The 25,754-nt window shown below is 62.7% G+C and carries 21 protein-coding genes and 2 pseudogenes; 12 read left to right on the top strand and 11 right to left on the bottom strand.

Annotated elements, in window-relative coordinates:
* Positions 1-87: 87 nt before the first annotated feature.
* The 5 genes from ACZ0AV_RS08350 to ACZ0AV_RS08330 form a co-directional block, all read right to left on the bottom strand.
* Positions 88-1,128, bottom strand: coding sequence for a DUF2157 domain-containing protein (locus ACZ0AV_RS08350; RefSeq protein WP_499150607.1), 1,041 nt, complete (start codon positions 1,126-1,128; stop codon positions 88-90).
* A gap of 118 nt (positions 1,129-1,246) precedes the next feature.
* Positions 1,247-2,671, bottom strand: a complete 1,425-nt coding sequence (rhlB, locus tag ACZ0AV_RS08345; protein ID WP_499150606.1) for an ATP-dependent RNA helicase RhlB — start codon at positions 2,669-2,671, stop codon at positions 1,247-1,249.
* 102 nt (positions 2,672-2,773) lie between these two features.
* Entirely contained in the window at positions 2,774-3,937 is a 1,164-nt protein-coding gene (locus ACZ0AV_RS08340) for a dipeptidase (RefSeq protein WP_499150605.1), read from the bottom strand.
* Between the two features lie 56 nt (positions 3,938-3,993).
* Positions 3,994-4,932: a GGDEF domain-containing protein gene (locus ACZ0AV_RS08335; protein WP_499150604.1), complete on the bottom strand. Its 939-nt coding sequence runs from the start codon at positions 4,930-4,932 to the stop codon at positions 3,994-3,996.
* A gap of 209 nt (positions 4,933-5,141) precedes the next feature.
* Positions 5,142-5,795, bottom strand: a complete 654-nt coding sequence (locus tag ACZ0AV_RS08330; protein WP_499150603.1) for an alpha/beta hydrolase — start codon at positions 5,793-5,795, stop codon at positions 5,142-5,144.
* Between the two features lie 480 nt (positions 5,796-6,275).
* On the opposite strand from ACZ0AV_RS08330, the gene ACZ0AV_RS08325 reads away from it, so the two are divergent.
* The 9 genes and pseudogenes from ACZ0AV_RS08325 to ACZ0AV_RS08285 all read left to right on the top strand — a co-directional run bounded on the left by ACZ0AV_RS08325 (position 6,276) and on the right by ACZ0AV_RS08285 (position 14,097).
* Complete coding sequence (locus tag ACZ0AV_RS08325) at positions 6,276-7,304, top strand: amino acid ABC transporter substrate-binding protein (RefSeq protein WP_499150602.1); 1,029 nt, start codon at positions 6,276-6,278, stop codon at positions 7,302-7,304.
* Positions 7,305-7,368: 64 nt separating this feature from the next.
* On the top strand, positions 7,369-8,547 hold the full coding sequence (locus tag ACZ0AV_RS08320; protein WP_499150601.1) for an amino acid ABC transporter permease: 1,179 nt from the start codon (positions 7,369-7,371) through the stop codon (positions 8,545-8,547).
* 11 nt (positions 8,548-8,558) lie between these two features.
* Positions 8,559-9,659 (top strand): amino acid ABC transporter permease, encoded by a 1,101-nt coding sequence (locus ACZ0AV_RS08315; protein ID WP_499150600.1) that lies wholly within the window; start codon positions 8,559-8,561, stop codon positions 9,657-9,659.
* A gap of 155 nt (positions 9,660-9,814) precedes the next feature.
* Positions 9,815-10,576 (top strand): amino acid ABC transporter ATP-binding protein, encoded by a 762-nt coding sequence (locus ACZ0AV_RS08310; protein WP_499150599.1) that lies wholly within the window; start codon positions 9,815-9,817, stop codon positions 10,574-10,576.
* Positions 10,577-10,778: 202 nt separating this feature from the next.
* A pseudogene (locus ACZ0AV_RS08305) lies at positions 10,779-11,393 on the top strand (substrate-binding domain-containing protein); the annotation flags it as partial.
* Positions 11,394-11,459: 66 nt separating this feature from the next.
* Positions 11,460-11,966, top strand: coding sequence for a nuclear transport factor 2 family protein (locus ACZ0AV_RS08300; RefSeq protein WP_499150598.1), 507 nt, complete (start codon positions 11,460-11,462; stop codon positions 11,964-11,966).
* Positions 11,967-12,071: 105 nt separating this feature from the next.
* The gene (pcsA, locus tag ACZ0AV_RS08295; protein WP_499150597.1) at positions 12,072-12,782 is read left to right on the top strand and encodes a phosphatidylcholine synthase; all 711 of its coding nucleotides are present in this window, start codon (positions 12,072-12,074) and stop codon (positions 12,780-12,782) included.
* Between the two features lie 9 nt (positions 12,783-12,791).
* The gene (locus ACZ0AV_RS08290) at positions 12,792-13,106 is read left to right on the top strand and encodes a GIY-YIG nuclease family protein (protein ID WP_499150596.1); all 315 of its coding nucleotides are present in this window, start codon (positions 12,792-12,794) and stop codon (positions 13,104-13,106) included.
* A gap of 55 nt (positions 13,107-13,161) precedes the next feature.
* Positions 13,162-14,097 carry a glutathione S-transferase family protein gene (locus ACZ0AV_RS08285; RefSeq protein ID WP_499150595.1) on the top strand — a complete coding sequence of 312 codons (936 nt, stop codon included), beginning with the start codon at positions 13,162-13,164 and terminating at the stop codon, positions 14,095-14,097.
* A gap of 272 nt (positions 14,098-14,369) precedes the next feature.
* On the opposite strand, the gene eutC is transcribed toward ACZ0AV_RS08285, so the two are convergent.
* From eutC to exaC, 4 genes are all read right to left on the bottom strand, one after another.
* Complete coding sequence (gene eutC, locus ACZ0AV_RS08280; RefSeq protein WP_499150594.1) at positions 14,370-15,182, bottom strand: ethanolamine ammonia-lyase subunit EutC; 813 nt, start codon at positions 15,180-15,182, stop codon at positions 14,370-14,372.
* Positions 15,183-15,213: 31 nt separating this feature from the next.
* Positions 15,214-16,608 carry an ethanolamine ammonia-lyase subunit EutB gene (locus ACZ0AV_RS08275; protein ID WP_499150593.1) on the bottom strand — a complete coding sequence of 465 codons (1,395 nt, stop codon included), beginning with the start codon at positions 16,606-16,608 and terminating at the stop codon, positions 15,214-15,216.
* A 207-nt stretch (positions 16,609-16,815) separates the two neighbouring features.
* Positions 16,816-18,261, bottom strand: a complete 1,446-nt coding sequence (gene eat, locus ACZ0AV_RS08270; protein ID WP_499150592.1) for an ethanolamine permease — start codon at positions 18,259-18,261, stop codon at positions 16,816-16,818.
* Between the two features lie 75 nt (positions 18,262-18,336).
* A complete protein-coding gene (gene exaC / locus ACZ0AV_RS08265) occupies positions 18,337-19,857 on the bottom strand; it encodes an acetaldehyde dehydrogenase ExaC (RefSeq protein ID WP_499149811.1) in 1,521 nt (506 codons plus the stop codon).
* 348 nt (positions 19,858-20,205) lie between these two features.
* Here exaC and qhpR point away from each other — a divergent pair, with 348 nt between their 5' ends.
* Positions 20,206-21,297, top strand: a complete 1,092-nt coding sequence (qhpR, locus tag ACZ0AV_RS08260; protein ID WP_499150591.1) for an AraC-like transcriptional regulator QhpR — start codon at positions 20,206-20,208, stop codon at positions 21,295-21,297.
* Between the two features lie 208 nt (positions 21,298-21,505).
* On the opposite strand, the gene ACZ0AV_RS08255 is transcribed toward qhpR, so the two are convergent.
* Positions 21,506-21,832 (bottom strand): FCD domain-containing protein, encoded by a 327-nt coding sequence (locus ACZ0AV_RS08255; protein WP_499153330.1) that lies wholly within the window; start codon positions 21,830-21,832, stop codon positions 21,506-21,508.
* Positions 21,833-21,987: 155 nt separating this feature from the next.
* Positions 21,988-22,182 (bottom strand): annotated as a pseudogene (locus ACZ0AV_RS08250) (GntR family transcriptional regulator); the annotation flags it as partial.
* Between the two features lie 202 nt (positions 22,183-22,384).
* On the opposite strand from ACZ0AV_RS08250, the gene ACZ0AV_RS08245 reads away from it, so the two are divergent.
* Positions 22,385-24,139, top strand: a complete 1,755-nt coding sequence (locus tag ACZ0AV_RS08245; RefSeq protein WP_499150590.1) for an IlvD/Edd family dehydratase — start codon at positions 22,385-22,387, stop codon at positions 24,137-24,139.
* Positions 24,140-24,231: 92 nt separating this feature from the next.
* Positions 24,232-25,584: a GntP family permease gene (locus ACZ0AV_RS08240; RefSeq protein ID WP_499150589.1), complete on the top strand. Its 1,353-nt coding sequence runs from the start codon at positions 24,232-24,234 to the stop codon at positions 25,582-25,584.
* Positions 25,585-25,754 lie beyond the last annotated feature (170 nt).

Below are 25,754 nucleotides of genomic sequence, written 5' to 3'. Positions count from 1 at the left end.
AGCTTGGGCCGCGCCGATTGCCAACGCTCGCTGGGAGGGCGTCGGCACGGTGGGCGCTGGATTGCCTCAGGAGGCGTGCGAGTCAGCTCAGCGGCGCAGCGCCGGCAGGAACCGTTGCCAGCTTTCCGGCATGTGGCGGCGCAGGGCGCTGGTCATCGCTTCACGGCGTTTCTGGTAGAGCAGGCCGAGGCCGATGACGCCCAGGCCGATCAGGCTGACCACCACGGGGAACAACAGCGAATCCTGGAAAACGTCATGGGCCAGGTAGCCGAGGTAGGCGGCCACCCCGATGGCGCCAAACACCATGAACAACGGGCGGCGCAGCAGCACGGCAAAACCTATCAGCCCCAGGTTGATCAGGCAGTAGAACAGTTTGCCGAACTCGCTGCCGCTGTCCATCAGGCTTAGGCTGCCCCAGAAGGCGGTGAGGCCGGCCAGGTAACCCCAGAAGGCGAAGTCCTGTTTGCTGCGGCCGTCCACCACCAGGCTGCCAAGCAGGATCAGCAGGCCGAACCACAAGGACACCTCGCGGCGTTTTTCCCAATCCAGGTATTCACCGTGAAGCAGCTCGCTCAGGTCCATCGACATGAACCACAGTGCCACGGCCATCGGCATGACGATGAACGGGAAGGGCATGATGCGCAGTACCAGCAAGCCGACAACGATCGTCGCCACTTCCATCATCAGCCAGCCGCCTTGCACGTAGCGGTAATAATCGACGTAGTCGGTTTGTGCGTCGCCCGTTGGCCAGAAGGCGAACACGCCCTGGGCGGCGAACATCACCAGCGGCGTGAGGCTCACCGCCACGGCGGCTAGCAGGCCGCCTGGAATGCTCTGGCCGCGTTGCCAGAGGCTTCGACCACCCAGCAGGAACAGCAGCAGATAGGCGCCGCTGATCACGAGCAATGCGGTGTCGCCGATGCTCATCCAGGCTTCGGTCATCAACCAGCCCATGGCGCCGATGATCAGCAGGGCGCCGAAGTAGTAGGCCACGTGGGACAGTTGAAAACTGGGGCGGCTTTGCGGGGCGTGGCGCAGAAAGTCGAGGAGGGCATGGTCCTGGCCTGGCTGCAGAACGCCCGCCTGGACGGCGCGGCTCAGGTCGCTGCTGTCGATCTTGAGTGTCATGAACGAATCCCTGTTATGGCGACGCCCTGTCGGGCATTGCCATGACAGGGCGCTAAATGGTCAAGCGGGGGGGGGAGGGCCGGGCGAGCGCCTGGTCATCGAGCAGCGACGGCGGCCCTCAGTGCTTGCGCGGTACCGGCTTGAGCAATTCCTCCGGCGGCATCTCGCACTGAATCTTGCGACCGATCAGTTGTTCGATCGGCGGCAGGGCAAAGGCGTCGTCCTCACCGGCGAAACTGATCGAGGTGCCACTGGAGCCGGCGCGGCCGGTACGCCCGATGCGGTGTACGTAGTCGTCCGGGTCTTCCGGCAGGGTGAAGTTGATCACGTGGCTGATGGCGTCGACATGGATGCCGCGGCCTGCCACGTCGGTGGCGACCAGTACGCGAATGCTGCCTTCGCGAAAGCCTTCCAGGACCTTGATGCGCTTGTGCTGCGGCACGTCGCCGGACATCTGCGCGGCACTGATGCCGTCGCGGGTCAGGCGTTCTTCGATGCGCCGTACTTCGTCCTTGCGGTTGGCGAAGACCATCACGCGGATCCAGTCGTTCTGGGCGATCAGGTTGTAGAGCAGCTTGTACTTGTCGGCCGAGGCTACAGCGTAGACATGCTGCTCGACGGTATCGCTGGCGACGTTTTCCGGCTCGATCTCGACGATGGCCGGATCGGTGGTCCACTGCTTGGTGAGGTTCATCACGTCTTCGGTGAAGGTCGCGGAGAACAGCAGGGTCTGCCGCTCGCCCTTCATCGGCGTCTGGCGAATGATCTGCCGCACCTGCGGAATGAAGCCCATGTCGAGCATGCGGTCGGCTTCGTCGAGGACCATCACCTCGACCATATCCAGGTGCACTTCACCGCGCTGGTTGAAGTCCAGCAGGCGACCCGGTGTGGCCACCAGGATGTCGCAGAAGCGTGATTCGAGCAGCTTGAGCTGCTTGTCGAAATCCATGCCGCCGACGAAACTCATGACGTTAAGGCCGCAGTACTTGGTCAGCTCGGCCGCGTCCTTGGCGATCTGCACCACCAGCTCGCGGGTCGGTGCGATGATCAGCGCCCGCGGCTCACCCATGTAGCGGTCTTTTGGCGGCGGAGTCTGCTGCAACTGGGTGATGATCGAGATCAGGAAGGCCGCTGTCTTGCCGGTGCCGGTCTGGGCACGGCCAATGGCGTCGCGGCCCTTGAGCGTATAGCCCAGTACCCCCGCCTGGATCGGCGTGCAGTAGGGGAAGCCCAGGTCGTGGATCGCGTGCATCAGCTCCGGCGACAGTTTGAAGTCGTGGAAGCGGGTCTTGCCGGGAGTCGGCTCGACGTTGAAGTCTTCGAGTTTCCAGGTGTCCAGCGGCTTGGGCGCGCGCTCGCGGCGCGGCTTGGCAGGCGTATTGCGAGGTTTCTGGGCAGCGGGGGCCGACGCTTTCGGTGGCCGCGGCTGGTGTTCCTCGTTAACGGGGCTGGCGGGGGGCGAGGAGGGCTCGAGGGTCGCGGAGACTGAGCTGTGTGGCTCACTTTCGGTTTTGCCGAATATTTTTTTGAGTGCTTTGAGCACGGTCATCTCGTCGGTTGATTAAGGAATGAACGACAGCCAGTGTAAAGCAAGACGCGCGCAGGGCGAAGTACCCTGCCGATGCCCTGGTTGCAGGCGTTGCGATCAGCCGGGCGGCAGGCTGGCAAGCAGCAGGCGCTGGACGTTGCCGCCCATGATCGCGGCGATCTCCTCGCGGTTGAAACCGGCGCCAAGCAGCCCTTCGGTCAGCTGGGCAAGGCCGGTGACGTCGAACGGCGCGTGAATGGTGCCGTTGAAATCCGAACCGAGGGCGACATGGCGCACGCCAACCAGATCCGCCGTATAGCGAATCGCCTCGACGATGGCAGCGACCGAGGTCGCGCAGACGGCGGTATCCCAGTAGCCGATGCCGATCACCCCGCCCGTGGCCGCAATGGCACGCAGGTGCCGGTCACTCAGGTTTCGGGTGCCAGGGCAGGTGCCTGCTACGCCGCCATGGGATACCAGCAGTGGGCGCGTGGCGATAGCCAGCACATCGTCCATCAGAGGGCGTGAGGCATGCGCCAGGTCGATCAACATGGATTTTTCTTCGAGGCGGGCGATGACCTGCCGGCCAAGCGGTGTCAGGCCTCCTTTCTTCAGGCCGTGGGCCGAGCCGCCGACCTCGTTGTCGAAGAAGTGCGTCAGACCCGCCATGCGAAAGCCGGCGTCATACAGACGATCCAGGTTCGCCAGCTGCCCTTCGAGTGGATGCAGGCCTTCGGTCGCCAGCAGGGTGGCGACGCGGCGCGGATCGGCGTTCCAGGCCTGCAGAAAGGTGTTCAGATCGGCCTTCGTCCTGATCAGCACCAGCCGCCCATCGCTATCATCGGCAGCCTCGCGCAGCTTGTCGGCCTGATACAGCGCGCGCTGCAGCAGGCTGTCCCAGGTCGCCCGCGGCCAGCGTTGGGCCATGGCGAGCAGGGTGATGGTGTCGCTGTCGGCAGCGTTGCTTTCGTAGTTCAGGCCGCGAGGCGATTTGGTGACCGTGGAAAACACCTGCAGGCCGACACGACCGTCCAGCATGCGTGGCAGGTCAGAGTGGCCGTAGCTATAGCGCTTGAGCAGGTCGCGCTCCCAGAGCAGGGCATCGTCGTGCAGGTCGGCGATGAACAGGCTGTCGTGCAGGCGGGCGGCTGCCTCGCTGGCCGGGTAGGGCGCTGGCGTTTCGACGCTGTTCATGTGGCGGTCCAGCACGCTGGGTAAGGTGAAGAAAACGCCCGCAGCGACGATCAGGGCAAGCGGCGCGATCAGCAGGCGTTTACGCATCGGCAGAATCCACGGGGCAGGCTGGGTCGGTTAGCGTGCCACGCGCTGACGGCATTTCAATGACAGAGGCGGTTGCGGCCGCCGTCCTTGGCTTGGTACAGGGCCTTGTCGGCGCGGGCGATGAGGCTGTTGAGGTTGTCCTTGGGCATCATCTGGGTCAGCCCCAGCGATATCGTCACGCCGGGCTGGGCGCCCAGTGGCGAGTAGAACGCGCTGATCTGCTCCAGGCTCTCGCGCAGGCGTTCGGCGATGTCCGCTGCCTGCTGCAACGACAGCTCCGGCAGCAGCACGACGAACTCCTCCCCGCCAAAGCGCACCAGGCTGTCGCGCGCGCGCAGTTGCCGGCGCAGGGTGTGGGCGACCAGGCACAAGGCGTAGTCGCCGGCCAGGTGCCCGTGCTGATCGTTGTAGTCCTTGAAGTGGTCTACATCGAGCATCAGCAGGCTCAGCGGCTGGCAACTGAACAGGCAGCGACTGCGCTCACGCTCGAACATATGCTCCAGCCAGCGGCGGTTGAACGCGCCGGTGAGCTTGTCGACGTTGGCGTTCTGTTCGCTGTCGATCAGTTGGCGGTTGCCCTGGCGCACGCGGCTGCAGAGTACCTCCAGCAGGTTTTGCAGCATTTGCGGGGACTGCTCGAACAGCGTGTTCAGGGCATCGCGGTGCAGGCGCAGCACGCTACTCGGCTCGGTGGCCACCACGTAGGCGCTGGGAGGCGCGTTGTCGATAAAGCTGATTTCGCCAGCACACTCGCCGGAGCGCAGCGTGGTCACCGGCTGGTTGTCCAGGGAGCCGAGGTAAACCTTGAGATTGCCGCTGACCACTATATAGAGGTACTGATTGCGCTCGAATGGCGACAGCAGCACTTCGCCGGTATCCAGATCATAAGGGCTGAAGGACTCCAGCAGCTGCGTCAGGCTGCTCAGCGCAACGTTGTTGAACAGCTTCAGTTTGCGGATCTGCTGAAGGTCAATCGACCATTGGGTTGCCTTCATGGCATCAGCATCCTTGCCCGAAACGCGTAACGATTGGCACCGCTAACGCTCCCTATTCAATGACCGCATTCATGGCGAATGACCTGGCCTTGTGGCGCCGACAGTATCCGGCGGCTCGTTGGCTGACAATGCTCTCACATCACGCCGACGACAAGCGGCATGCGCACTGTGACCATTGTCACAGCCCGGTCAGTTTTGGCAGACGGCCGTTATAGACGGCCTGCCAGCCAGGCACCGATGTCGCGGATTTGCTGCGGTAGCACCTCATGGCCCATGGGGTATTGCTGCCAGGTCACGCTGACGTCGCGCGCCTGTAGCCAGTCGTGGGCAGCGCGGCCCATGCTCTCAAGCACCACGCCATCCTGATTGCCGTGCAGACAATAGACCGGGATGCCGCGTTGTATCTCGGTCAGGTGCAGCGAATCCGCAAACGTCGGTGCATAGGTCGACAGCGCCAGCACGCCGCCCAGGGGGCCCTGCCAACGCAGAAAGGCGGTGTGCAGCACCACCGCGCCACCCTGGGAAAAACCGGCCAGGAAGATCCGCGCCGGATCGATGCCGCCGTCGCGCTGCGCCTCGATCAGGTCGATGACCTGCTGCGCCGACTGCTCCAGTTGATCACGGTTGATCGCCCTGGCCGGACTCATGGCGAGAATGTCGTACCAGCTGGGCATCTCGTAGCCGCCATTGACGGTCACCGCGCGACTTGGCGCCTGTGGCAGTACGAAGCGTGTGCTCGGCAGGGTCTGCTGCAATGCCTTGGCCACCGGCTCGAAGTCGAAGCGGTCTGCACCCAGACCGTGCAGCCAGATCACGCAGGCATCGGCGGCAAGTGGGGGCTGCAGTAGCAATGTGGTATCCATATGTTGCTCCAATGTGGGGCTTGTGCATTACTTTGGTGCGTAACTGTTTTTCGTCACTGTACCTATCCATGAACAAGATGTCGCAAGGTTACAAGTTTCGCCCTTGACCTGCCTGTTGCACAGATAAAAACCGCGTGTGGTATGGGCTTTGCTATAGAACACGAGACTGATGTCGCCGGCCTGGGGTGGTAACACCGCTCTGGGCCGCGGAGCAGACGGGAAAGCCGATTTGATGGGGTTTCCAAAAGGTTCGCCGGGCGCTGCATGCCTGTCGATGTACAAATTCGCTATCCGTCTCGGGCCTGCTCACCCGCGGGCTGGTGCAAGCGCTGATGACTTCGCTCTCGAATAGGTCACGGCACTGCACCGAGGTCTGGTCACCGGTCTACACTGTTGCTGCCTACAGTGACGACATGCCCCAAAAGGGTACGGCGATCGGGCTGAGACTCCAACACAACAAAAGCAACCGGAGAATGTTCAATGAAGATGGTCAAAACCACCCTGGCGATGTTGACCGCCGCCGCCGTTCTTGGCGCAGCAGGCATGGCGCACGCCGGTGCCACGCTGGACGCCGTGAAGAAGAAGGGCTTTGTGCAGTGTGGCGTCAGTGACGGCTTGCCGGGTTTCTCGGTACCGGATGAGAAGGGCAACTATCAGGGCATCGACGTCGATATCTGTCGCGGTGTTGCCGCTGCAGTGCTGGGCGACGCGAGCAAGGTCAAGTACAGCCCGCTGACCGCCAAGGAGCGTTTCACCGCGATCCAGTCCGGTGAAGTCGACATGCTGTCGCGCAACACCACCTGGACCAGCTCCCGCGATGGTGGCATGGGCCTGGTGTTCACCGGCGTGACCTACTACGACGGCATCGGCTTCCTGGTCAACAAGAAGCTGGGCGTTGCCAGCGCCAAGGAACTGGATGGTGCGACCATCTGTATCCAGGCCGGTACCACCACCGAGCTGAACGTCTCCGACTACTTCCGCTCGAACGGCCTCAAGTACACCCCCATCACCTTCGATACCTCCGACGAAAGCGCCAAATCCCTGGAAGCCGGCCGTTGCGACGTGCTGACCTCCGACCAGTCGCAGTTGTACGCGCAGCGCATCAAGCTGGGTGCGCCGAATGACTGGGTCGTGCTGCCGGAAGTGATCTCGAAGGAGCCCCTGGGCCCGCTGGTTCGTCGTGGTGACGAAGACTGGATGGCCATCGTCAAGTGGACCCTGTTCGCCATGCTGAACGCCGAAGAGCTGGGTGTCGACTCCAAGAACGTCGAAGCCCTGGCCAAGGAAACCAAGAACCCTGACGTCGCCCGTATGCTGGGTGCCGACGGTGAGTACGGCAAGGACCTGAAGCTGCCGAAGGACTGGGTCGTCCAGATCGTCAAGCAGGTCGGTAACTACGGCGAAGTCTTCGACCGTAACATCGGCAAGGGCAGCGAGCTGAAAATCGAGCGTGGCCTGAACGCTCTGTGGAACAAAGGCGGTCTGCACTACGCTCCTCCAGTGCGTTGATTGACCTGTCGCCCGGCAGCCTGCTGCCGGGCGATTTTCGTTCCGTTATACCTGGGGCATTCCCATGCAGAAAAACATCGGCGCACCGCAGGGGTTCTCCCTTAGCGATCCACGTGTGCGTGCCTGGCTATTCCAGATCATCACTGTCGTTGCGGTGATCGCGCTAGGCTGGTTCCTGTTCCACAATACGCAAACCAACCTGCAACACCGGGGTATCACCTCCGGCTTCGACTTTCTCGAGCGCAGTGCCGGCTTCGGCATCGCTCAACACCTGATCAGCTACACCGAAGCGGACAGTTATGCCCGCGTGTTCGTCATCGGCCTGCTCAACACCCTGCTGGTGTCGATCATCGGCATCGTGTTGGCGACCCTTCTCGGTTTCATCATCGGTATCGCGCGCCTGTCGCCGAACTGGATGATCAGCAAGCTGGCGACGGTCTACATCGAGGTCTTCCGCAACATTCCGCCGTTGCTGCAGATTCTCTTCTGGTACTTCGCCGTGCTGCTGCCGTTGCCGGGGCCACGTACGAGCATCAGCGTCGGCGACAGCTTCTTCCTCAGCAACCGCGGCCTCAACATGCCGGCTGCCGAGGCGACTGGCGCCTTCTGGCCGTTCGTGGCAGGGCTGGCGGTGACCCTGGTCGCTATCGTGCTGATGACCCGCTGGGCCAACAAGCGCTTCGAAGCCACCGGCGTACCGTTTCACAAGTTCTGGGCAGGCCTGGGCCTGGCGATCGTCATCCCCACTCTGTTCGCGCTGCTCTTCGGTAGCCCTCTGCACTGGTCGGTGCCCGAACTCAAGGGCTTCAACTTCGTTGGCGGCTGGGTAATGATCCCCGAGTTGCTGGCCTTGACCATCGCGCTGACTGTCTATACCGCGGCGTTCATCGCCGAGAACGTGCGTTCCGGCATCAATTCGGTCAGCCACGGGCAGACCGAGGCCGCTCGTTCGCTGGGCATGCGCCCGGGCCCGACGCTGCGCAAGGTGATCATCCCGCAGGCCATGCGCGTGATCATTCCGCCGCTGACCAGCCAATACCTGAATCTGGCGAAAAACTCCTCCCTGGCGGCCGGTATCGGTTACCCCGACATGGTGTCGCTGTTCGCCGGCACGGTACTCAACCAGACAGGGCAAGCCATCGAGGTGATTGCCATCACCATGAGCGTTTACCTGGCGATCAGTATCAGCATTTCCCTGCTGATGAACTGGTACAACAAGCGCATCGCGCTGATCGAGCGGTGAGGACCTAGCGCATGAGCACAACCCATATTTTCAAACCGGATCAGCCGCCACCCGGCGCCAGCATTGGCGCAGTCGCCTGGATGCGCAGCAATCTGTTCTCCAGCTGGCTCAACACCCTGCTGACCCTGTTCGCCATCTACCTCGTCTGGTTGATAGTGCCGCCGCTGCTCAAGTGGGCGTTCATCGACGCCAACTGGGTGGGCAGCACCCGCGCTGACTGCACCAAGGAAGGCGCCTGCTGGGTGTTCATCCAGGCGCGCTTCAGCCAGTTCATGTATGGCTTCTACCCCGGCGAGCTGCGCTGGCGCGTGGACCTGACCGCCGTGCTGGCGATCGTCGGTGCCGCGCCGCTGTTCATTTCCAGCTTCCCGCGCAAGGCGGTCTACGGCATCGGTTTCCTGGTGATCTACCCGATCGTCGCCTGGTGCCTGCTGCATGGCGGCGTGTTCGGCCTGGAAACCGTACCGACCAGCCGTTGGGGCGGCCTGATGCTGACCCTGGTGATCGCTGCCGTCGGTATCGCCGGTGCGTTGCCGCTGGGCATCCTGCTGGCGCTGGGGCGGCGCTCCAACCTGCCGGCGGTGAAGGTGGTCTGCGTGACCTTCATCGAGTTCTGGCGCGGCGTGCCGCTGATCACCGTACTGTTCATGTCCTCGGTGATGCTGCCGTTGTTCCTGCCCGAAGGCATGAGCTTCGACAAGCTGATGCGTGCGCTGATTGGCGTCATCCTGTTCCAGTCGGCCTATATCGCCGAGGTGGTGCGCGGTGGCCTGCAGGCGATTCCCAAGGGGCAGTACGAGGCTGCCGGCGCCATGGGCCTGGGCTACTGGCGGATGATGGGTCTGGTGATCCTGCCGCAGGCGCTCAAGCTGGTGATTCCGGGTATCGTCAATACCTTCATCGCCCTGTTCAAGGACACCAGCCTGGTGATCATCATCGGCCTGTTCGACCTGCTCAATAGCGTCAAGCAGGCGGCTGCCGACCCTGCGTGGCTGGGCATGGCCACCGAAGGCTACGTGTTCGCCGCCCTGATTTTCTGGATTTTCTGTTTCGGCATGTCCCGCTATTCGCTCCATCTGGAGCGCAAGCTCGACACCGGTCACAAGCGTTAGGAGCTGTTCAGTATTCGCTGCGCGTCGGCCAGGCGGCGTTGAAAACACTCTCGGGATGCTCATGTACAACCGTACATTCCGCTCCCTCGACTGTTCTCGCCTTGCCTGGCTCTAGCTCGCTAAATCCTGAATCAGCCCCTCGAGAGGAGTGAATTATGAGTGAAGCAAACAAGCAACCCAGCGCCGAGCCGATCATTCAGTTGCAGGGCGTGAACAAGTGGTACGGGCAGTTCCACGTACTCAAGGACATCAACCTCGATGTGCGTCAGGGTGAGCGTATCGTGCTGTGCGGGCCGTCGGGTTCGGGCAAATCCACCACCATCCGCTGCATCAACCGCCTGGAAGAACACCAGGCCGGTCGCATCGTGGTCGATGGTACCGAACTGACCCGTGACCTCAAGGACATCGAAACCGTGCGCCGTGAAGTGGGCATGGTGTTCCAGCACTTCAACCTGTTCCCGCATCTCACCGTGCTGCAGAACTGCACGCTGGCGCCGATGTGGGTGCGCAAGATGCCCAAGCGCAAGGCCGAAGAAATCGCCATGCACTTCCTCGAGCGCGTGCGCATTCCGGAGCAGGCTCACAAGTATCCGGGGCAGTTGTCCGGTGGCCAGCAGCAGCGTGTGGCCATCGCCCGCGCGCTGTGCATGAAGCCCAAGATCATGCTGTTCGACGAGCCGACCTCGGCACTCGACCCGGAAATGGTCAAGGAAGTACTCGACACCATGATCGGTCTGGCCCAGGACGGCATGACCATGCTCTGCGTAACCCACGAGATGGGCTTCGCCCGTACCGTAGCGGATCGGGTGATCTTCATGGACAAGGGCGAAATCGTCGAGCAGGCCGAGCCCAATGCCTTCTTCGACAACCCGCAGAATGAGCGTACCCAGTTGTTCCTGGGGCAGATCCTGCACTGAGAATGGTCGGGCAGCGCGCAGCATTGCCTGCGCAATGCCCGAACGTTCATGAAAAACGCCGGGGCTGAAGCCGACACAGTACGTGAGTACGTTGCCTGGACTCAGCCCCGGCGTTGTTTTGCCTGTGCCTGATAGGCCGCCTGGCGGCCGGCCGATAAAACCGATGGCGTAAGTTGCGAACGCCGCCAGTAGGCCGCTGAGCGGTTCGACCGAGGGCTTCGGCAGCTATTTCGTGGCGCCGCAACGGGGTGGTTTTCAGGGCATCTACCCGAACATCGCCATCGACCTGTTGCCGGTGCCGCATTTCATCAGCCTGTCCCGGCGCGAGGCGGATATCGCCATCACCCTGGAGCGCCCCGAACCCGGGCCCCATGTATGCTCGAGGCTGTGTGACTACAACCTCAACTCTACGCAACGCCCGGCCATCTCAGCGCACCCCCGCCGATCACGGCCTGCATGAGCTGGGGCGGCACGCTTTCATCACCTATGTCGATGACCTGGCATTCAGCCCGGTGCTGTTCTACCTGGTACCCAATGCCAACAGCCTGTTGCGCAGTACCCGTGTCGTCACGCAGTACATGGCGCACTGCAGGGGCGTGCGCCGGCCGTCCTGCCGTGTTTCCTGGCAGCGCCAGATGCCTGCCTGATCGAGGGGCGGCCCGAGCAGGTGAAGGTTACCCGGCAGTTCTGGCTCTATTACCGGGAGGGCCTGCGCAAGCTCAAGCGCATCACCCTGGTCGCCGATTACCTGCGTGACTGCGCGGAGCGCAATCGCGAATTTCTGCTCGGCGATACCGTCGAGATGGTGCTTCCGTGACTCGCCCGCTCTTGGCGGCCGTTCGCGGCAAGGTGATACTGCAGCACGTTTCCCGGAGCCCAGGCCATGTCTGCAGAAAATGCCCAAGTGATCACCCGTTTCTACCAGGCTTTCCAGCGGCTCGATGCCGAGGAGATGGGCCGCTGTTACGCGCCGGACGTGCGTTTCACCGATCCGGCTTTCGGCACCCTGAGCGGCGGCGACGCCGTTGACATGTGGCGCATGCTGACCACCCGGGCGCGCAATTTTTCCCTGACTTTTTCCAATGTGCAGGCCGATGCCCAGGGCGGCAGCGCCGATTGGGAGGCGACGTATCTGTTCAGCCAGACCGGGCGCACGGTGGTAAACCGCATCCGGGCCTCGTTCGTGGTCCGTGACGGATTGATCGTCGAGCACCGCGATCACTTCGACATGTGGCGCTGGGCCGCTCAGGCACTGGGCATTAAAGGTGTCTTGCTTGGCTGGACACCCTTGTTGAAAAATACCGTGCGCAGGCAGGCCAGGAACGGCCTGCGGCAGTTTCAGGCCGCCCGTGCGTCAGACGGGCAGCACGGTGTAGAAGCGCGCGGCTGAACGGAGTGGTACGCTCTCCGGTCAGAATCTTCGCTGATGAATGGCCGAGCGTATGTAAAGGCTCAATTCGTCCAGTGAACGCCCGTCCGCCAGAGTATTTCGATCATGAGTGTTATGTCCCTATCTCCCCGTAAAGCCAAAGCCTGGAGTGTGCACGCGGTAACTGCCAGTGGGGTCATCCTCGGCATGCTCGCACTGCTGGCGCTGATCGACGGGCGGGCGGAAAGCTGCCTGATGTGGTTGGGGCTTGCGCTGCTGGTCGACGGCCTGGACGGCACCCTGGCGCGCAAGTACGAGGTCAAGGTGGTGCTGCCGCATTTCGACGGTTCCACGCTCGACCTGGTGATCGACTACCTCACCTACGTGTTCATCCCGGCAATCTTCGTGTACCGCTTCATCCCGCTGCCCGAGTACACGCTGCTGCTGTCCGTGGGCATCATTCTGTTGTCGTCGCTGTTCTGCTTCTGCAACGTCAACATGAAGAGCAAGGACAACTATTTCGTCGGCTTCCCGGCGGCGTGGAACGTGGTGGTGGTGTACCTCTACCTGCTCGATTTCCAGCCCTGGGTGACCTTCCTGGTGATCATGGTGCTGGCCGGTCTGACCCTGACCCGCATGAAGTTCCTGCACCCGTTCCGGGTCAAGCAGTTCATGGCGCTGAATATCGCGGTGACCATGATCTGGATGGTCGCCTGTGCCGGTTTGATTCTGCAGTTCCCGACCCAGCCGGTCTGGTTGCTGGTGCTGTGGGGGCTGTCGTCGGCATATTTCGTCGGCATGTGCGTATGGCGTTCCGCCCGCGAGTGGTTCGCCTGATCCCTGGCAATGAGCGTTACGCCGGATAAAGCCTGGTTCGTCTACCTGGTGCGCGCCGCCAATGGCGCGCTCTACTGCGGCATCAGTGACGACCCGCAGCGGCGCTTCGCCCAGCACCAGAGTGGCAAAGGCGCGCGCTTCTTCTTTTCCAGCCCCGCGGTAGCCCTGGTCTATAGCGAAAGTTGTGCGGGCAAGGGCGACGCCTTGCGCCGCGAGCGAGCCATCAAGCGGCTCGGCAAGGGCGCCAAGGAAACGCTGGTTGCTACCGGCAGCCTGATGCATGTGCATGATGAGCAGCCATCCGCCTCACTGGGTTCTGCCTAGCGCCAACGTCAGGCTGAGGTAAGCTGCTGGACTCATCCGCCTCCGGAGGTTTCCGATGTCTGAGCTGATCCTGCACCATTACCCCACCTCGCCATTTGCCGAAAAAGCGCGTCTGCTGCTGGGTTTCAAAAACCTGGCCTGGCGTTCTGTGCAGATCCCGCCGCTGATGCCCAAGCCGGACCTGACTGCCCTGACTGGCGGCTATCGCAAGACGCCGGTGCTGCAGATAGGCGCTGACATCTACTGCGACACCGCCTTGATCGCCCGTCGCCTGGAGGCGCAGCAGCCGCAGCCGGCGCTGCTGCCGAGCGCGCAGGCGTTCGCCATTGCCGCCTTCGCCCAGTGGGCCGATTCCGTGGTGTTCCAGCATGCGGTAAGCTTGGTGTTCCAGCCAGAATCCATCGCCGTGCGCTTCGCCAAGGCACCGCCGGAGTTCGTGCAGGCGTTCGTTGCTGATCGCGCCAAGCTGTTTTCCGGCGGCCAGGCCGCTCGCCTGCCTGCCGAAGTGGCCAGGCACCAGTGGCCGGTTCTGATGGCGCGCTTGCAGGCTCAGTTGCAGGCCTGCGGCGGCCAGTTTCTGTTCGGCGAGGCGAGTCTGGCCGACATCGCCATGGCGCATCCGCTGTGGTTCCTGCGTGCCACGCCGGTCACCTCGCCGCTGGTTGACGGCTACCCGGTCGTCGCGGCGTGGCTGGACCGGGTGCTGGCGCGCGGGCGCGGCAAGCCAGAGGAGCTGAGCAGCGAGGGCGCCATCGATGTGGCGCGGACGGCCACGCCGGCGGCGTTGCCAGAGGATGCGTTCAGCGATCCGAATGGCTTCGTGGCCGGTCAGCGTGTGGCGATCTCTGCCATCGACTATGGTGTGGAAGCCGTGGAAGGCGAGTTGCTGTTCGCGGGTGTGGAGGAGCTGATCCTGCGCCGAGAAGACGACCGCGCCGGCGTCGTGCATGTGCACTTCCCAAGGCTCGGGTTTCGCATCGAGGCGCGCTGAGGCCACAGGCAGGCCAGCGATGACGGCTCGTTTCGTCTACAGGGACAAGGCGGCTACTGGCTCAGGTATGTGGGAGCGGTCCATGCCCGCGAAAAGCCACGGGCATGGACCAAGCGTACCCGCCCGTTCCCACAGGTACGGTGCCGATGGCCCCTGTTGGCCTTCGGCCGGTCTTTCAACTGCCAGAATGGTGACAATCCGAAGGGTGGATGACGCTCTTTTCATCCACCTTTGCGGCCGCGATGGTGGCGGATGAAGCGACACCCTGCGCGTTAATGCTGACCCGGCAGCAGAAAGTTGCCCGGCCCGGCGTCTTCGAGGGTCGGCACTTCGGCTTCGTCCTTCAAGTCGACGCCCGATAGCTGGCGCCGGCAGGCCTCACGCATCAGGTACATCAGCCGGAAGGTCGCCATGCCGTAGCTCAGGCCCTCCAGGCGCACGTTGGAGATGCAGTTGCGGTAGGCGTCGTTGAGGCCTACCCGTGGCGCATAGGTGAAATACAGGCCCAGGCTGTCGGGCGAACTCAGGCCCGGGCGTTCGCCGATCAGGATCACCGTCATCTTCGCGCCCAGACGCTCGCCCACTTCGTCCGCCACTGCGACTCGGCCCTGCTCGACCAGGGTGATGGGCGCCAGCTTCCAACCTTCTTCGTCAATCTGTTCGAGCAGCCGTTCCAGAAATGGCAGGCTGTGGCGGCGCACGGCCAGGGACGACAGGCCGTCGGCGATGACGATGGCCAGGTCATAACCGCGGCCCTTTTCCCTGGCGTAGTCATCCAGGGCCTGGGCCGATTCCTCGTTGAGGCGGCGACCCAGGTCCGGGCGCTGCAGGTAGGTATGCCGGTCCGCTGCCGCGCTTTGCACCAGCAGGGTGTCGAGCCCGCGCCCCTGCAGCTCCTCACGCAGACCTTCATGGTCGAACGGCAGGTGCACGGCGTCACGGGCCTGGGCGTGGGCGAACTGGAAATCCAGCTGGGCAGCGGTCGGCAGGCTGGTACCCGCGCGCCCCAGGGCGATACGCGCCGGCGTGAGTTGTCGCAAATGCTGCCAGGGGTTTTTGGTAGCGGGGGATTTGTCGTCTGGCATGGAAACCTCGAGGCGGGCGAGAAGGGGGGAGTCAGGCGAGCTGCGCCAGGGCCTTGCGGAAGGCCGGCGGCAGTTCCTCGCCCATGCGCAGGCGGCCGCCCTGTTGCTGGAAGATGCCCATGCGCGCCAGCCACTCTTCGAATTCCGGGGCGACATGCAACCCAAGCACCTTGCGCGCGTACAGCGCGTCATGGAACGAGGTGGTCTGGTAGTTGAGCATCACGTCGTCGGAGCCGGGTATGCCCATGATGAAGTTGATGCCCGCGGTACCGAGCAGGGTCAGCAGCGTATCCATATCGTCCTGGTCGGCTTCGGCATGGTTGGTGTAGCAGATGTCGCAACCCATCGGCACGCCAAGCAATTTGCCGCAGAAGTGATCCTCCAGGCCCGCGCGGATGATCTGTTTGCCGTTGTACAGGTACTCCGGGCCGATGAAGCCGACCACCGTGTTGACCAGGAACGGATTGAAGTGCCGGGCCACCGCATAGGCGCGGGTTTCGCAGGTCTGCTGGTCAACGTTGTGGTGGGCGTTGGCCGACAGGGCGCTACCCTGGCCGGTTTCGAAGTACATCAGGTTGTTGCCCAGGGTGCCGCGCCCCAGGCTCAGGCCAGCTTCGTAACCTTCCTGCAGCACCTTGAGGGTCACGCCGAAACTGGCGTTGGCCGCCTCGGTGCCGGCAATCGACTGGAACACCAGATCCAGCGGCGCGCCGCGCTCGATGGCGGCGATGGAGCTGGTGACGTGGGTCAGTACGCACGACTGGGTGGGAATCTCGTAGCGCTGGATGATCGCGTCGAGCATGTCCACCAGGGCGCGGATCGAGCTTGCGCTGTCGGTGGCGGGGTTGATGCCGATCATCGCATCGCCGTTACCATACAGCAGGCCGTCGAGGATGCTCGCGGCGATGCCCGCCGGGTCATCGGTTGGATGATTGGGCTGCAGCCGCGTGGACATCCGCCCGCGCAGGCCCATGGTATTGCGAAAACGGGTGACCACGCGGGTCTTCTGCGCGACCAGTACCAGGTCCTGCACGCGCATGATCTTCGACACCGCGGCAGCCATCTCCGGCGTCAGCCCGGGAGCCAGGGCGCTCAGGCTTGTTTCGTCGGCGGCGTCGCCCAGCAGCCAGTCGCGCAGGCCGCCCACCGTCAGGTGGCTGACCGGAGCGAAGGCGGCGGTATCGTGGGTGTCGATGATCAGCCGGGTGACTTCGTCCTGTTCATAGGGGATCAGTGCCTCCTGCAAAAAATGCGTGAGCGGCACGTTGGCCAGCGCCATCTGCGCCGCGGCGCGTTCGGCATCGCTCTGCGCGGCCACCTCTGCCAGGTAATCGCCGGAGCGTGCCGGGCTGGCCTTGGCCATCAGCTGGCGCAAGCTATCGAAGCTCCAGGTCATATTGCCGATGGTATGGGTAAAACGAGCCATATACTTCCTCCCGGGCGCCTCTAAAAACTACCTGCGTTGTCATCGCTGCGTTGAAAACAGGCTCGTGCGCGAGTCCGATCAGAATGCTCATGTACAAAAGTACACTCCGCTTCCTCGCCTGTTTTCGCCTTGCGCTGACCGCCTCGCCTACGTTTCTAAAGGTGCCCTCATTGTCGAGCGGCCGCCGGAGCGGCCACTTGGAGTGGATCAGCGCAGGGAGCGTTCGGCGGCCTGGATGGCGGCGAACTCTTCCTCCGGCGTACCGGACACCAGGTGGTGACGGCTGTACAAGGCGAAGTAGGCGATGAACAGAGCGTAGATGACTGCCGCACCGATCACGACCCGCGGGTCGACCAGAAAACCGGCCACCAGGGCCACTGCCGCGAGCACCAGGGCGACCGAGGAAGTCAGCACGCCACCGGGAGTGCGATACGGGCGCGGCATGTCCGGGCGGCGCACGCGCAGGGTGATGTGCGCGGCCATCATCAGCACATACGACAGCGTGGCACCGAAAACCGCCACCAGAATCAGCAGGTCGCCCTGGCCGCTCAGCGACAGGCCAAAACCGACGATGCCCGGCACGATCAGCGCCATTACCGGCGCCTTGTTGCGGTTGGTCAGCGACAGGCCGCGCGGCAGGTAACCGGCGCGCGACAGGGCGAAGATCTGCCGCGAATAGGCGTAGATGATCGAGAAAAAGCTGGCGATCAGGCCGGCCAGGCCAATCAGGTTGACGAACTGGCTCATCCATGTCGAGCCGCCGTAGACCTTGACCAGCGACTCCACCAGCGGGTTGCCCGAGGCGATCAGTGACTGGGCGCCAGCCGCGCCAGGGCCAACCAGCAGGATCAGCCCGGCGAAGGCCAGTAGCACCAGCATGGCGCCGATCAGGCCGCGAGGCAGGTCGCGTTTCGGGTCTTTGGTTTCTTCAGCGGCCAGCGGCACGCCTTCGACGGCCAGGAAGAACCAGATCGCGTAGGGCAGGGCAGCCCAGATGCCCAGGTAGCCAAACGGCAGGAAGCTGCTGGCGCCGGTGGCCTCGGTGGCCGGGATGTCGAACAGGTTGGCAACCTGGAAGTGCGGGATCATGGCCACGATGTAGACGCCCAGGGCGATGGCCGCCACGGCCGTGATGGCGAACATCAGCTTCAGGGCCTCACCGGCACCGAGGATGTGAATGCCGATGAACACCACGTAGAACACCAGGTAGATGATCCAGCCGCCGACGCCGAACAGCGACTCGCAGTAGGCGCCGATGAAACAGGCGATGGCCGCGGGCGCGATGGCGTATTCGATGAGAATCGCCGTGCCGGTCAGGAAGCCGCCCCACGGGCCGAAGGCGGTGCGGGTGAAGCCATAGCCGCCACCCGCCGTGGGGATCATCGATGACAGCTCGGCCAGCGAGAAGCACATGCACAGGTACATGGTCGCCATCAGCAGCGTGGCGATGAACATGCCGCCCCAGCCGCCTTGCGCCAGGCCGAAGTTCCAGCCGGCATAGTCGCCGGAAATCACGTAGGCCACGCCGAGGCCGATCAACAGGATCCAGCCGGCGGCGCCTTGCTTCAATTGCCGGTTGGCAAAGTAGTCGGCGCTGACTGCTTCGGTTTCCACACCGCCCTGAGAGGGTGTGGTCAGTGTCTCTTTGGACATTTCAGACTCCTTCATACCCGCCACAGGGTGGCGGGCTCTGCTTTATGGGTTGGCTAGCTAAGGCGAATCGGCAGATCAGAAGAAGCCCAGCGGGTTGATGTCGTAGCTGATCAGCAGGTTCTTGGTCTGCTGGTAGTGGTCGAGCATCATCTTGTGGGTTTCGCGCCCGACCCCGGACTTTTTGTAGCCGCCAAAGGCAGCGTGCGCCGGGTACAGGTGGTAGCAGTTGGTCCATACACGGCCGGCCTTGATGCCACGGCCCATGCGGTAGGCGCGGTTGATGTCGCGCGTCCACACGCCGGCGCCCAGGCCGAACTCGGTGTCGTTGGCAATCGCCAGGGCCTCGGCTTCGTCCTTGAAGGTGGTCACGCCCACCACCGGGCCGAAGATCTCCTCCTGGAACACGCGCATCTTGTTGGTGCCCTTGAGCAGGGTCGGCTGGATGTAATAACCGCCGGCCAGGTCGCCCTCGAGCTTCTCGCTGGCGCCGCCAGTGAGCAGTTCGGCGCCTTCCTGCTGGGCGATCTCCAGGTAGCCCAGGATCTTGTCGTACTGCTGCTGCGAGGCCTGAGCGCCGACCATGGTCTCGGTATCCAGCGGGTTGCCGCGCTTGATGACCTTGATCTTTTTCATCACCTCGACCATGAACGGCTCGAAGATCGACTCCTGCACCAGTGCGCGCGATGGGCAGGTGCACACCTCGCCCTGGTTGAAGAAGGCCAGGACCAGGCCTTCGGCGGCCTTCTCGATGAACGCCGGCTCGGCCTGCATGATGTCCTCGAAGAACACGTTCGGGCTCTTGCCGCCCAGCTCCACGGTGCTCGGGATGATGTTGGCGGCGGCGCACTTCATGATGTGCGAGCCGACCGGGGTGGAGCCGGTGAAGGCGATCTTGGCGATGCGCGTGCTGGTGGCCAGGGCCTCGCCGGCCTCACGGCCAAAGCCTTGGACGATGTTCAGCACGCCCGGCGGCAGCAGGTCGCCGACCAGTTCGGCGAATACGGTGATCGACAGCGGCGTCTGCTCGGCGGGTTTGAGCACCACGCAGTTGCCGGCTGCCAGGGCCGGGGCCAACTTCCAGGCGGCCATCAGCAGCGGGAAGTTCCAGGGGATGATCTGCCCGACCACGCCCAGCGGTTCGTGGAAGTGATAGGACGCGGTGTGTTCGTTGATCTCCGCTGCGCTGCCTTCCTGGGCGCGGATGCAGCCGGCAAAATAACGGAAGTGGTCGGCAGCCAGCGGCACGTCGGCATTCAGGGTCTCGCGCACGGCCTTGCCGTTGTCCCAGGTTTCCGCCACGGCCAGCAGTTCGAGGTTGGCTTCGATACGGTCGGCGATCTTCAGCAGCACCAGGGCGCGGTCCTGCACGGAGGTTTTGCCCCAGGCGTCGGCGGCGGCATGGGCGGCGTCCAGGGCCTTGTCGATGTCCTTGGCGTCGGAGCGGGGGAATTCACCGATCACCGAGGCATCCACCGGGCTGGTATTGGTGAAGTACTGACCGCCCACGGGCGCGACGAACTCGCCGCCGATGTAATTGCCGTAGCGCGGTTTGAGGGTGATGACGGCGCCTGCGGTACCGGGTTTGGCATAGATCATGTGACGTTCTCCCAATGCGGTTCTTGTAGTTGTCAGGGTGGGTCGCGAGCACGACCGAGGCTCGCGTTGAACTATGAGACGAATTCATGTGGCCGACTTGACGCTAGGCGAGGGTGGCTGTTGTGCAAAGTCAACTTTTGCAATGAGCCGGCGCTGTGTCGGGTGGAGCCAATGGTGCGCTCGGTTTTGGTGCGGGTGTTTCCGAATGACTCGTTTTGGGCCCGCCGATCGGCAGCGCGCTGTCGCAATCAATGGCACGCCGCTCGCAGCCAGCGGGGTGCGCAGCTATCGGCAGCACAGCGGCGTACTTCTTGCTTCCAGACATGAATTGTCACCTAGGAGGCGCCGATGAGCTCCGTACTCTCTCAGCCTGATCTATCCACCGGTTTGTCGTTGCTCGCCGGTGGGCAAACCCATACCGGTGTATTGGCGGCGGCTGCCAGCGGCCTGTGCGGCTTCATCGAGAAACACGGCGGCGATCCGGACCGCGTCCTCGGGGTGTCCGGCATCGATCCGGAGTCCCTGCGCCACCCCACGCTGAGCCTGGCCCTGCCCAATTACTGCCAGGTGCTGGAGGAAGCGTCACGCCAGTCCGGTTGCGACAACTTCGGGCTTTACTACGGCCAACAGTTCAAGCCCCAGGCGCTGGGGCTGCTCGGCTATATCGGCCTGTGCTCGGCGACCGTGGAACAGGCGCTCATCAACTTCGCCCGTGCCTTTCCACTGCACCAGCGCAACAGCCTGATCCGCCTGGTGGACGAAGGTGAGTGCTATCGCTTCGACTACCAGGTACGCCATGGGGCCATCCTCTGCCGCCGCCAGGACGCCGAGCTGACCCTGGGCATGGCGCTCAACCTGGTGCGTCACGTGCTGGGTAGTCAGTGGGCACCACGCGCCGTGCATTTCGAACACCCGCGCCCTGAACACTGGCAGGAGCACTGCAAGGTTTTCGATGCACCGGTGTATTTCGAGCAGCCATTCAATTCGCTGGTCATCCCCAAGCGCGGCCTGGACCGCGCCATGCCGCAGGGTGATCCGGTATTGCTGCTGGTGATGCAGGACTCGCTCAGCCAGCTCAGCAACCTGAGCGGCAGAGGCGCGCGTGACCTGGCCGATGACGTACGTGAGCAAATTCGCCAGCAGCTGCTGATGGGCGAACCCGTACTGGAATTGGCCGCCGAACAGCTCGGCATGAGCAGTTGGTCACTGCAGCGCCGCTTGCGCGACCAGGGCCTGACCTTCTCCACGATGGTCGACAAACTGCGCTGCGAACTCGCTACTCACTACCTGCGCCAGCATCAATTGCCCATCTCCAACCTGGCACCGCTGCTCGGCTACTCGGAAGTCAGCGCTTTCTCCCGCGCCTTCCGCCGCTGGTTCGGTGTCAGCCCTCGGCAGTGGCGCCACGCAAGCGATGGGGTTGACGGGCGCCGTCACTGAGCAGCAGGCGAATGCTGAGGTGCTGTTGGACGGCCTATCGGGCAACGTGCTGACAGGCAGCAGGTTGCACGCCGCTGGGTCGATGCACGGCGCCTCGCACAGCCACGTGAAACAACCTGCCTGGAGCAGGCATGTCGGGCGCACCGCTTTCAGTCTGACACCGGCTCGATGGGTAGCGCACCGTACGGCCAGGGGTGGAGTGGGCACATCAGCCTTCAGATGTTTCAGGCTGGGGCGGGCAGCGACGGTTTTGTACCTCGATGTAGGCATCCCTCGAGGGGCTCAGGTGGATGCTGCAAAGCTCTGCGAGGCGCTGCGTATCACCGGCACGCAATGCATCGATAAGTAGCCAATGCTCCTTGCGAGCCTGCTCCACTCGTTGGGGCAGAGCCATGGTCGAGGCACGGATCGAATGCGCGCGTTGCGCATGATCCTGTATGGCTGCAACCAGGACGGGGTTATTGGACAGGCTGAAGAACTCTCGATGAAACGCCACGTTGAGACGAAAGATTTGACGCATGTCGCCAGCCGCCACTGCCGCATCATGCTGCTCCTGTATGGCCACCAAGGCCTCCAGCCTTGCGGGGGGAGGGGAAAGCGAATCATCCGGGCGCCTTGAGTTTCCAGGAGCTCACGCACGGCGTAGAGGTGTTTCACTTCTTGCGCGCTGTAGGCCTTAACCAACGCACCGATATTGCGTTTGCGCTCTACCAGCCCCATGCGTTCCAGTTCGGCCAGCACCTGACGGACAACATGACGTTTTAGCTGGAAGCGGCCGAGCAATTCGTCCTCCACAAGACGCTCTCTTGGGTGCAGAACCCCAAGCACGATCTCCTCTTCAAGCGTCTCGACCACCCGGCTCACCGCAGGGTCGACGTCGCGCATTTTTTTTATGTTCGCAGCTTCCAGAATCACGCTCTCGGTTTCCGCATCATTGGGCCCAGTCGCCAGAATATAGGGCGCTTTGTCCCGTGTCTCAATCCGGTGTCCTGATGGGCGGCCGCCGCCAGCGGTTGCCATCCAAGGCATGACGTGGCTAACTGTATCGACAAGATTATCAATAATCTAATCAACAAGAGACTGCCTCATGACCAGAAAAGCAGCCGATACCCCCGCCGTGGTGGTGCCCAAAGGGATTCGCAAGGGGCTCACCAATTATGGTGACACCGAATTCTCGTTGTTTTTGCGCAAGGCCTTCATCAAGGGTGCCGGTTACACGGATGAAGCGCTTGACCGAACCATTATCGGTATCGCCAATACCGGGAGCGGTTACAACCCTTGCCACGGCAACGCGCCGCAACTGATCGAGGCGGTAAAACGCGGCGTGATGATGGCCGGTGGGTTGGCGATCGACTTCCCGACAATTTCCATCGCCGAGAGCTTTTCCAGCCCTACCAGCATGTACTTGCGCAACCTGATGTCGATGGACACGGAAGAGATGATCCGCGCGCAGCCTATGGACGCAGTGGTGTTGATTGGAGGGTGCGATAAAACCGTGCCCGCTCAATTGATGGGCGCAGCGTCGGCCAATGTGCCTACCATCCAGCTGATTACCGGCTCCATGCTCACCGGTGGCCACCGTGGTGTACGTGTTGGGGCGTGTACAGACTGCCGGCGTTACTGGGGGCAGTTCAGGGGCCAGGAAATAGACGAGCAGGAAATCAACGAGGTCAATTCCAGGTTGGTGGCGAGCGTTGGCACTTGTTCGGTAATGGGCACGGCCAGCACCATGGCCTGCCTGGGCGAGGCGCTAGGTATCGTGATGCCTGGTGGAGCCTCTCCACCCGCCGTCACGTCGGATCGTATCCGCATCGCCGAACTGACCGGCAAGCATGCCGTGGAGATGGCTCGTAGCGGGCTGACGCCGGACAAGATTCTCACCGCCAAGGCTTTCGAGAATGCCTTGCGCGTACTGCTGGCAGTCGGTGGCTCGACCAACGGGATAGTCCACCTGACGGCGATCGCCGGCCGCATGGGTTTCGATATCGACCTGCAAGCCTTCGACCGCATGAGCCGCGAGACGCCAGTGCTGGTGGACCTGAAGCCGTCAGGGCAGCACTACATGGAGGACCTGCATCGAGCCGGGGGGCTGCAGACGGTTCTGCATCAGCTGCGCCCACTCCTGCATCTGGACGCTCTCACGGTCACCGGACGCACACTGGGTGAGGAGCTGGATGAAGTACCCGTGTTCAGCCAGGACGTGGTACGCAGCCTCGTCAATCCAATCTATCCGGCAGGCGGTATCGCTTTTCTGCGCGGCAACCTCGCGCCAGAAGGCGCCATCATCAAACAGTCCGCAGCCCACCCCGAGCTCATGGAGCACGAAGGCCGGGTCGTGGTATTCGAAAACTCCGAAGACATGGCGCTGCGCATCGACGCCCCGGAATTGGACGTCAACGCAGATGACATTCTGGTGTTGAAAAACATCGGTCCGATCGGTGCGCCAGGCATGCCGGAGGCGGGTTACATACCCATTCCCAAGAAACTTGCCCGGGCCGGCGTCAAGGACATGGTGCGCATCTCCGATGGCCGCATGAGTGGTACGGCCGCCGGCACGATCGTCCTGCATGTGACGCCAGAGGCTGCCAAGGGCGGCCCCCTGGCGCTGGTGCAGAACGGTGATCGGATCCGCCTGAGCGTTGCCGAGCGCAGCATTGAACTGAAAGTATCGGACCAAGAACTGGCTCGTCGCCGCGCTGACTGGCAGCCGCCCAAGCCGGTGGACGCCGAGCGGGGCTATCGCAAGCTGTTCTACGAGCAGATCCAACAGGCCGACAAGGGCTGCGACTTCGAGTTTCTGAGACCGCCGGTCATGCATGCGAAGGTCCCCGAGGACCGTTGATTCACGCGCCATAACGCAGGCACTGCCCGGTTTGACGCCGGGCGCTGCCACCTCCTGTCGATACTCCCCTATAAGAACAAACGGAGTTACTCATGGAAAACACAGCCCTGATCGTCACGATCTCGGTCAGTGCCATCCTGGCATTGTTGATTCTGATCGTAAGGTTTCGATTTCAACCCTTTCTCGCGCTTATCCTGGTCAGTGTGGGAACCGGGCTTGCCCTTGGAATGCCTGCACAGGAGTTGCTCGACTTTATCGTCAAATCCATGGGCGGCACGCTGGGGTTCGTGGCACTGATCATTGGCCTGGGCGCCATGTTCGGAGAAATGCTGCGGGTAAGCGGTGGCTCGGAGCGCCTGGCGCTCAACCTGGTCGAGCGCTGCAGCGATAAAAGCGTACCGTGGGCGTTGGGGCTGACAGGTTTTCTGGTGTCGATAGCAGTCTTCATCGATGTCGCCATCATCATCCTCGTACCGCTGATCTACGGTATTGCCAAGCGCACCAAACGCTCTTTGCTGTACTACGGTATCCCCCTGTGCGCGGGCCTGAGCGTGACGCATACCTTCATTCCACCGACACCCGGGCCGATTGCCACGGCGAGCATTCTGGGCGCGGATCTCGGTTGGGTGATCATCTGGGGCGTGATCGCGGGCCTGCCGGCGATGGCAGTGGCGGGACCCATCTTCGGAAAATACATTGCCAAACGGATCTTCGTACCCGTTCCGGAGCACATGAATCAGGGGCAAAGCGCCTTCGAGGACGCGAGCAAGCTGCCCTCGTTTCGCTCTGTGGTTTTGATCCTCCTGCTCCCCCTGCTGTTAATCCTGAGCAATACCTCCGCCGAGCTGATGCTGGCCGAAGGAAATGCTCTGCGCGATGTCCTGATGTTCGTGGGCAATCCGATCATTGCGCTATTGCTGACCTGTCTTCTGACCTTCTGGGTCTTCGGCCACAAGCGTGGTTACAGCAAGGATGAACTGCAAAAGATCGCCACCAAGGCGTTGGAGCCTGCAGGGATCATCATTTTGATTACCGGGGCTGGCGGTGTTTTCGGGAAGATTCTGGTTGCTTCGGGTATCGGCGAAATTCTCGCGGCGGGCATGCAGAGCCTGAGCATGCCACTGGTGCTCTTCGCCTTCATGACCTCTGCGGTGATGCGTATCTCCCAGGGTTCGGGAACGGTTGCGATGATCACCGGAGCGAGCCTCACGGCACCGGTCGTGCAATTGATGGGCGTCAGTGATCAAATGACCGCGTTACTGGTGATAGCCATCGCGTGCGGCGGTACCGCTTTTTCTCATGTCAACGATTCCGGGTTCTGGATGGCCAACCGCTATTTCGGCATGAGCGTGCCTGACACCTTGAAATCCTGGACCGTGATGAAGACCCTGGTTGGTCTGACGGGGTTGCTGGTCTGCCTGATCATCAGCCCGTTCATTACCTGATCCCCTGGAGCAGGCTTTGCCGGGGCTGGAGATACTCGAGCCCCTGGCGCTTGCCTCTTGCCATGTGCTCGTGCATGGCGCTCTACCAGGGCGCGTGTTCTTCGCTGGGGTACGCTGTTTTCCCTTTGTCCTGTGACGCACCCGACCTGTCCCGCGATTTTTTCGGTATC

This window comes from Pseudomonas sp. AC532 (assembly GCF_979258965.1).
Note: the sequence above shows the minus strand (reverse complement) of the source record. Positions and strands in the feature narration are given on the sequence as shown.

What these genes read in the sequence shown, in the direction of transcription:
- ACZ0AV_RS08240 (WP_499150589.1), top strand. Translation starts at nt 24,232, where the DNA reads ATGGAAAACACAGCCCTGATCGTCACGATCTCGGTCAGTGCCATCCTG.
- pcsA (WP_499150597.1), top strand. Translation starts at nt 12,072, where the DNA reads ATGAGTGTTATGTCCCTATCTCCCCGTAAAGCCAAAGCCTGGAGTGTG.
- eat (WP_499150592.1), bottom strand. Translation starts at nt 18,261, where the DNA reads ATGTCCAAAGAGACACTGACCACACCCTCTCAGGGCGGTGTGGAAACC.
- exaC (WP_499149811.1), bottom strand. Translation starts at nt 19,857, where the DNA reads ATGATCTATGCCAAACCCGGTACCGCAGGCGCCGTCATCACCCTCAAA.
- ACZ0AV_RS08310 (WP_499150599.1), top strand. Translation starts at nt 9,815, where the DNA reads ATGAGTGAAGCAAACAAGCAACCCAGCGCCGAGCCGATCATTCAGTTG.
- ACZ0AV_RS08350 (WP_499150607.1), bottom strand. Translation starts at nt 1,128, where the DNA reads ATGACACTCAAGATCGACAGCAGCGACCTGAGCCGCGCCGTCCAGGCG.
- ACZ0AV_RS08275 (WP_499150593.1), bottom strand. Translation starts at nt 16,608, where the DNA reads ATGGCTCGTTTTACCCATACCATCGGCAATATGACCTGGAGCTTCGAT.
- ACZ0AV_RS08290 (WP_499150596.1), top strand. Translation starts at nt 12,792, where the DNA reads ATGAGCGTTACGCCGGATAAAGCCTGGTTCGTCTACCTGGTGCGCGCC.
- ACZ0AV_RS08330 (WP_499150603.1), bottom strand. Translation starts at nt 5,795, where the DNA reads ATGGATACCACATTGCTACTGCAGCCCCCACTTGCCGCCGATGCCTGC.
- ACZ0AV_RS08335 (WP_499150604.1), bottom strand. Translation starts at nt 4,932, where the DNA reads ATGAAGGCAACCCAATGGTCGATTGACCTTCAGCAGATCCGCAAACTG.
- ACZ0AV_RS08315 (WP_499150600.1), top strand. Translation starts at nt 8,559, where the DNA reads ATGAGCACAACCCATATTTTCAAACCGGATCAGCCGCCACCCGGCGCC.
- ACZ0AV_RS08300 (WP_499150598.1), top strand. Translation starts at nt 11,460, where the DNA reads ATGTCTGCAGAAAATGCCCAAGTGATCACCCGTTTCTACCAGGCTTTC.
- ACZ0AV_RS08320 (WP_499150601.1), top strand. Translation starts at nt 7,369, where the DNA reads ATGCAGAAAAACATCGGCGCACCGCAGGGGTTCTCCCTTAGCGATCCA.
- ACZ0AV_RS08285 (WP_499150595.1), top strand. Translation starts at nt 13,162, where the DNA reads ATGTCTGAGCTGATCCTGCACCATTACCCCACCTCGCCATTTGCCGAA.
- eutC (WP_499150594.1), bottom strand. Translation starts at nt 15,182, where the DNA reads ATGCCAGACGACAAATCCCCCGCTACCAAAAACCCCTGGCAGCATTTG.
- ACZ0AV_RS08325 (WP_499150602.1), top strand. Translation starts at nt 6,276, where the DNA reads ATGAAGATGGTCAAAACCACCCTGGCGATGTTGACCGCCGCCGCCGTT.
- ACZ0AV_RS08245 (WP_499150590.1), top strand. Translation starts at nt 22,385, where the DNA reads ATGACCAGAAAAGCAGCCGATACCCCCGCCGTGGTGGTGCCCAAAGGG.
- ACZ0AV_RS08340 (WP_499150605.1), bottom strand. Translation starts at nt 3,937, where the DNA reads ATGCGTAAACGCCTGCTGATCGCGCCGCTTGCCCTGATCGTCGCTGCG.
- qhpR (WP_499150591.1), top strand. Translation starts at nt 20,206, where the DNA reads ATGAGCTCCGTACTCTCTCAGCCTGATCTATCCACCGGTTTGTCGTTG.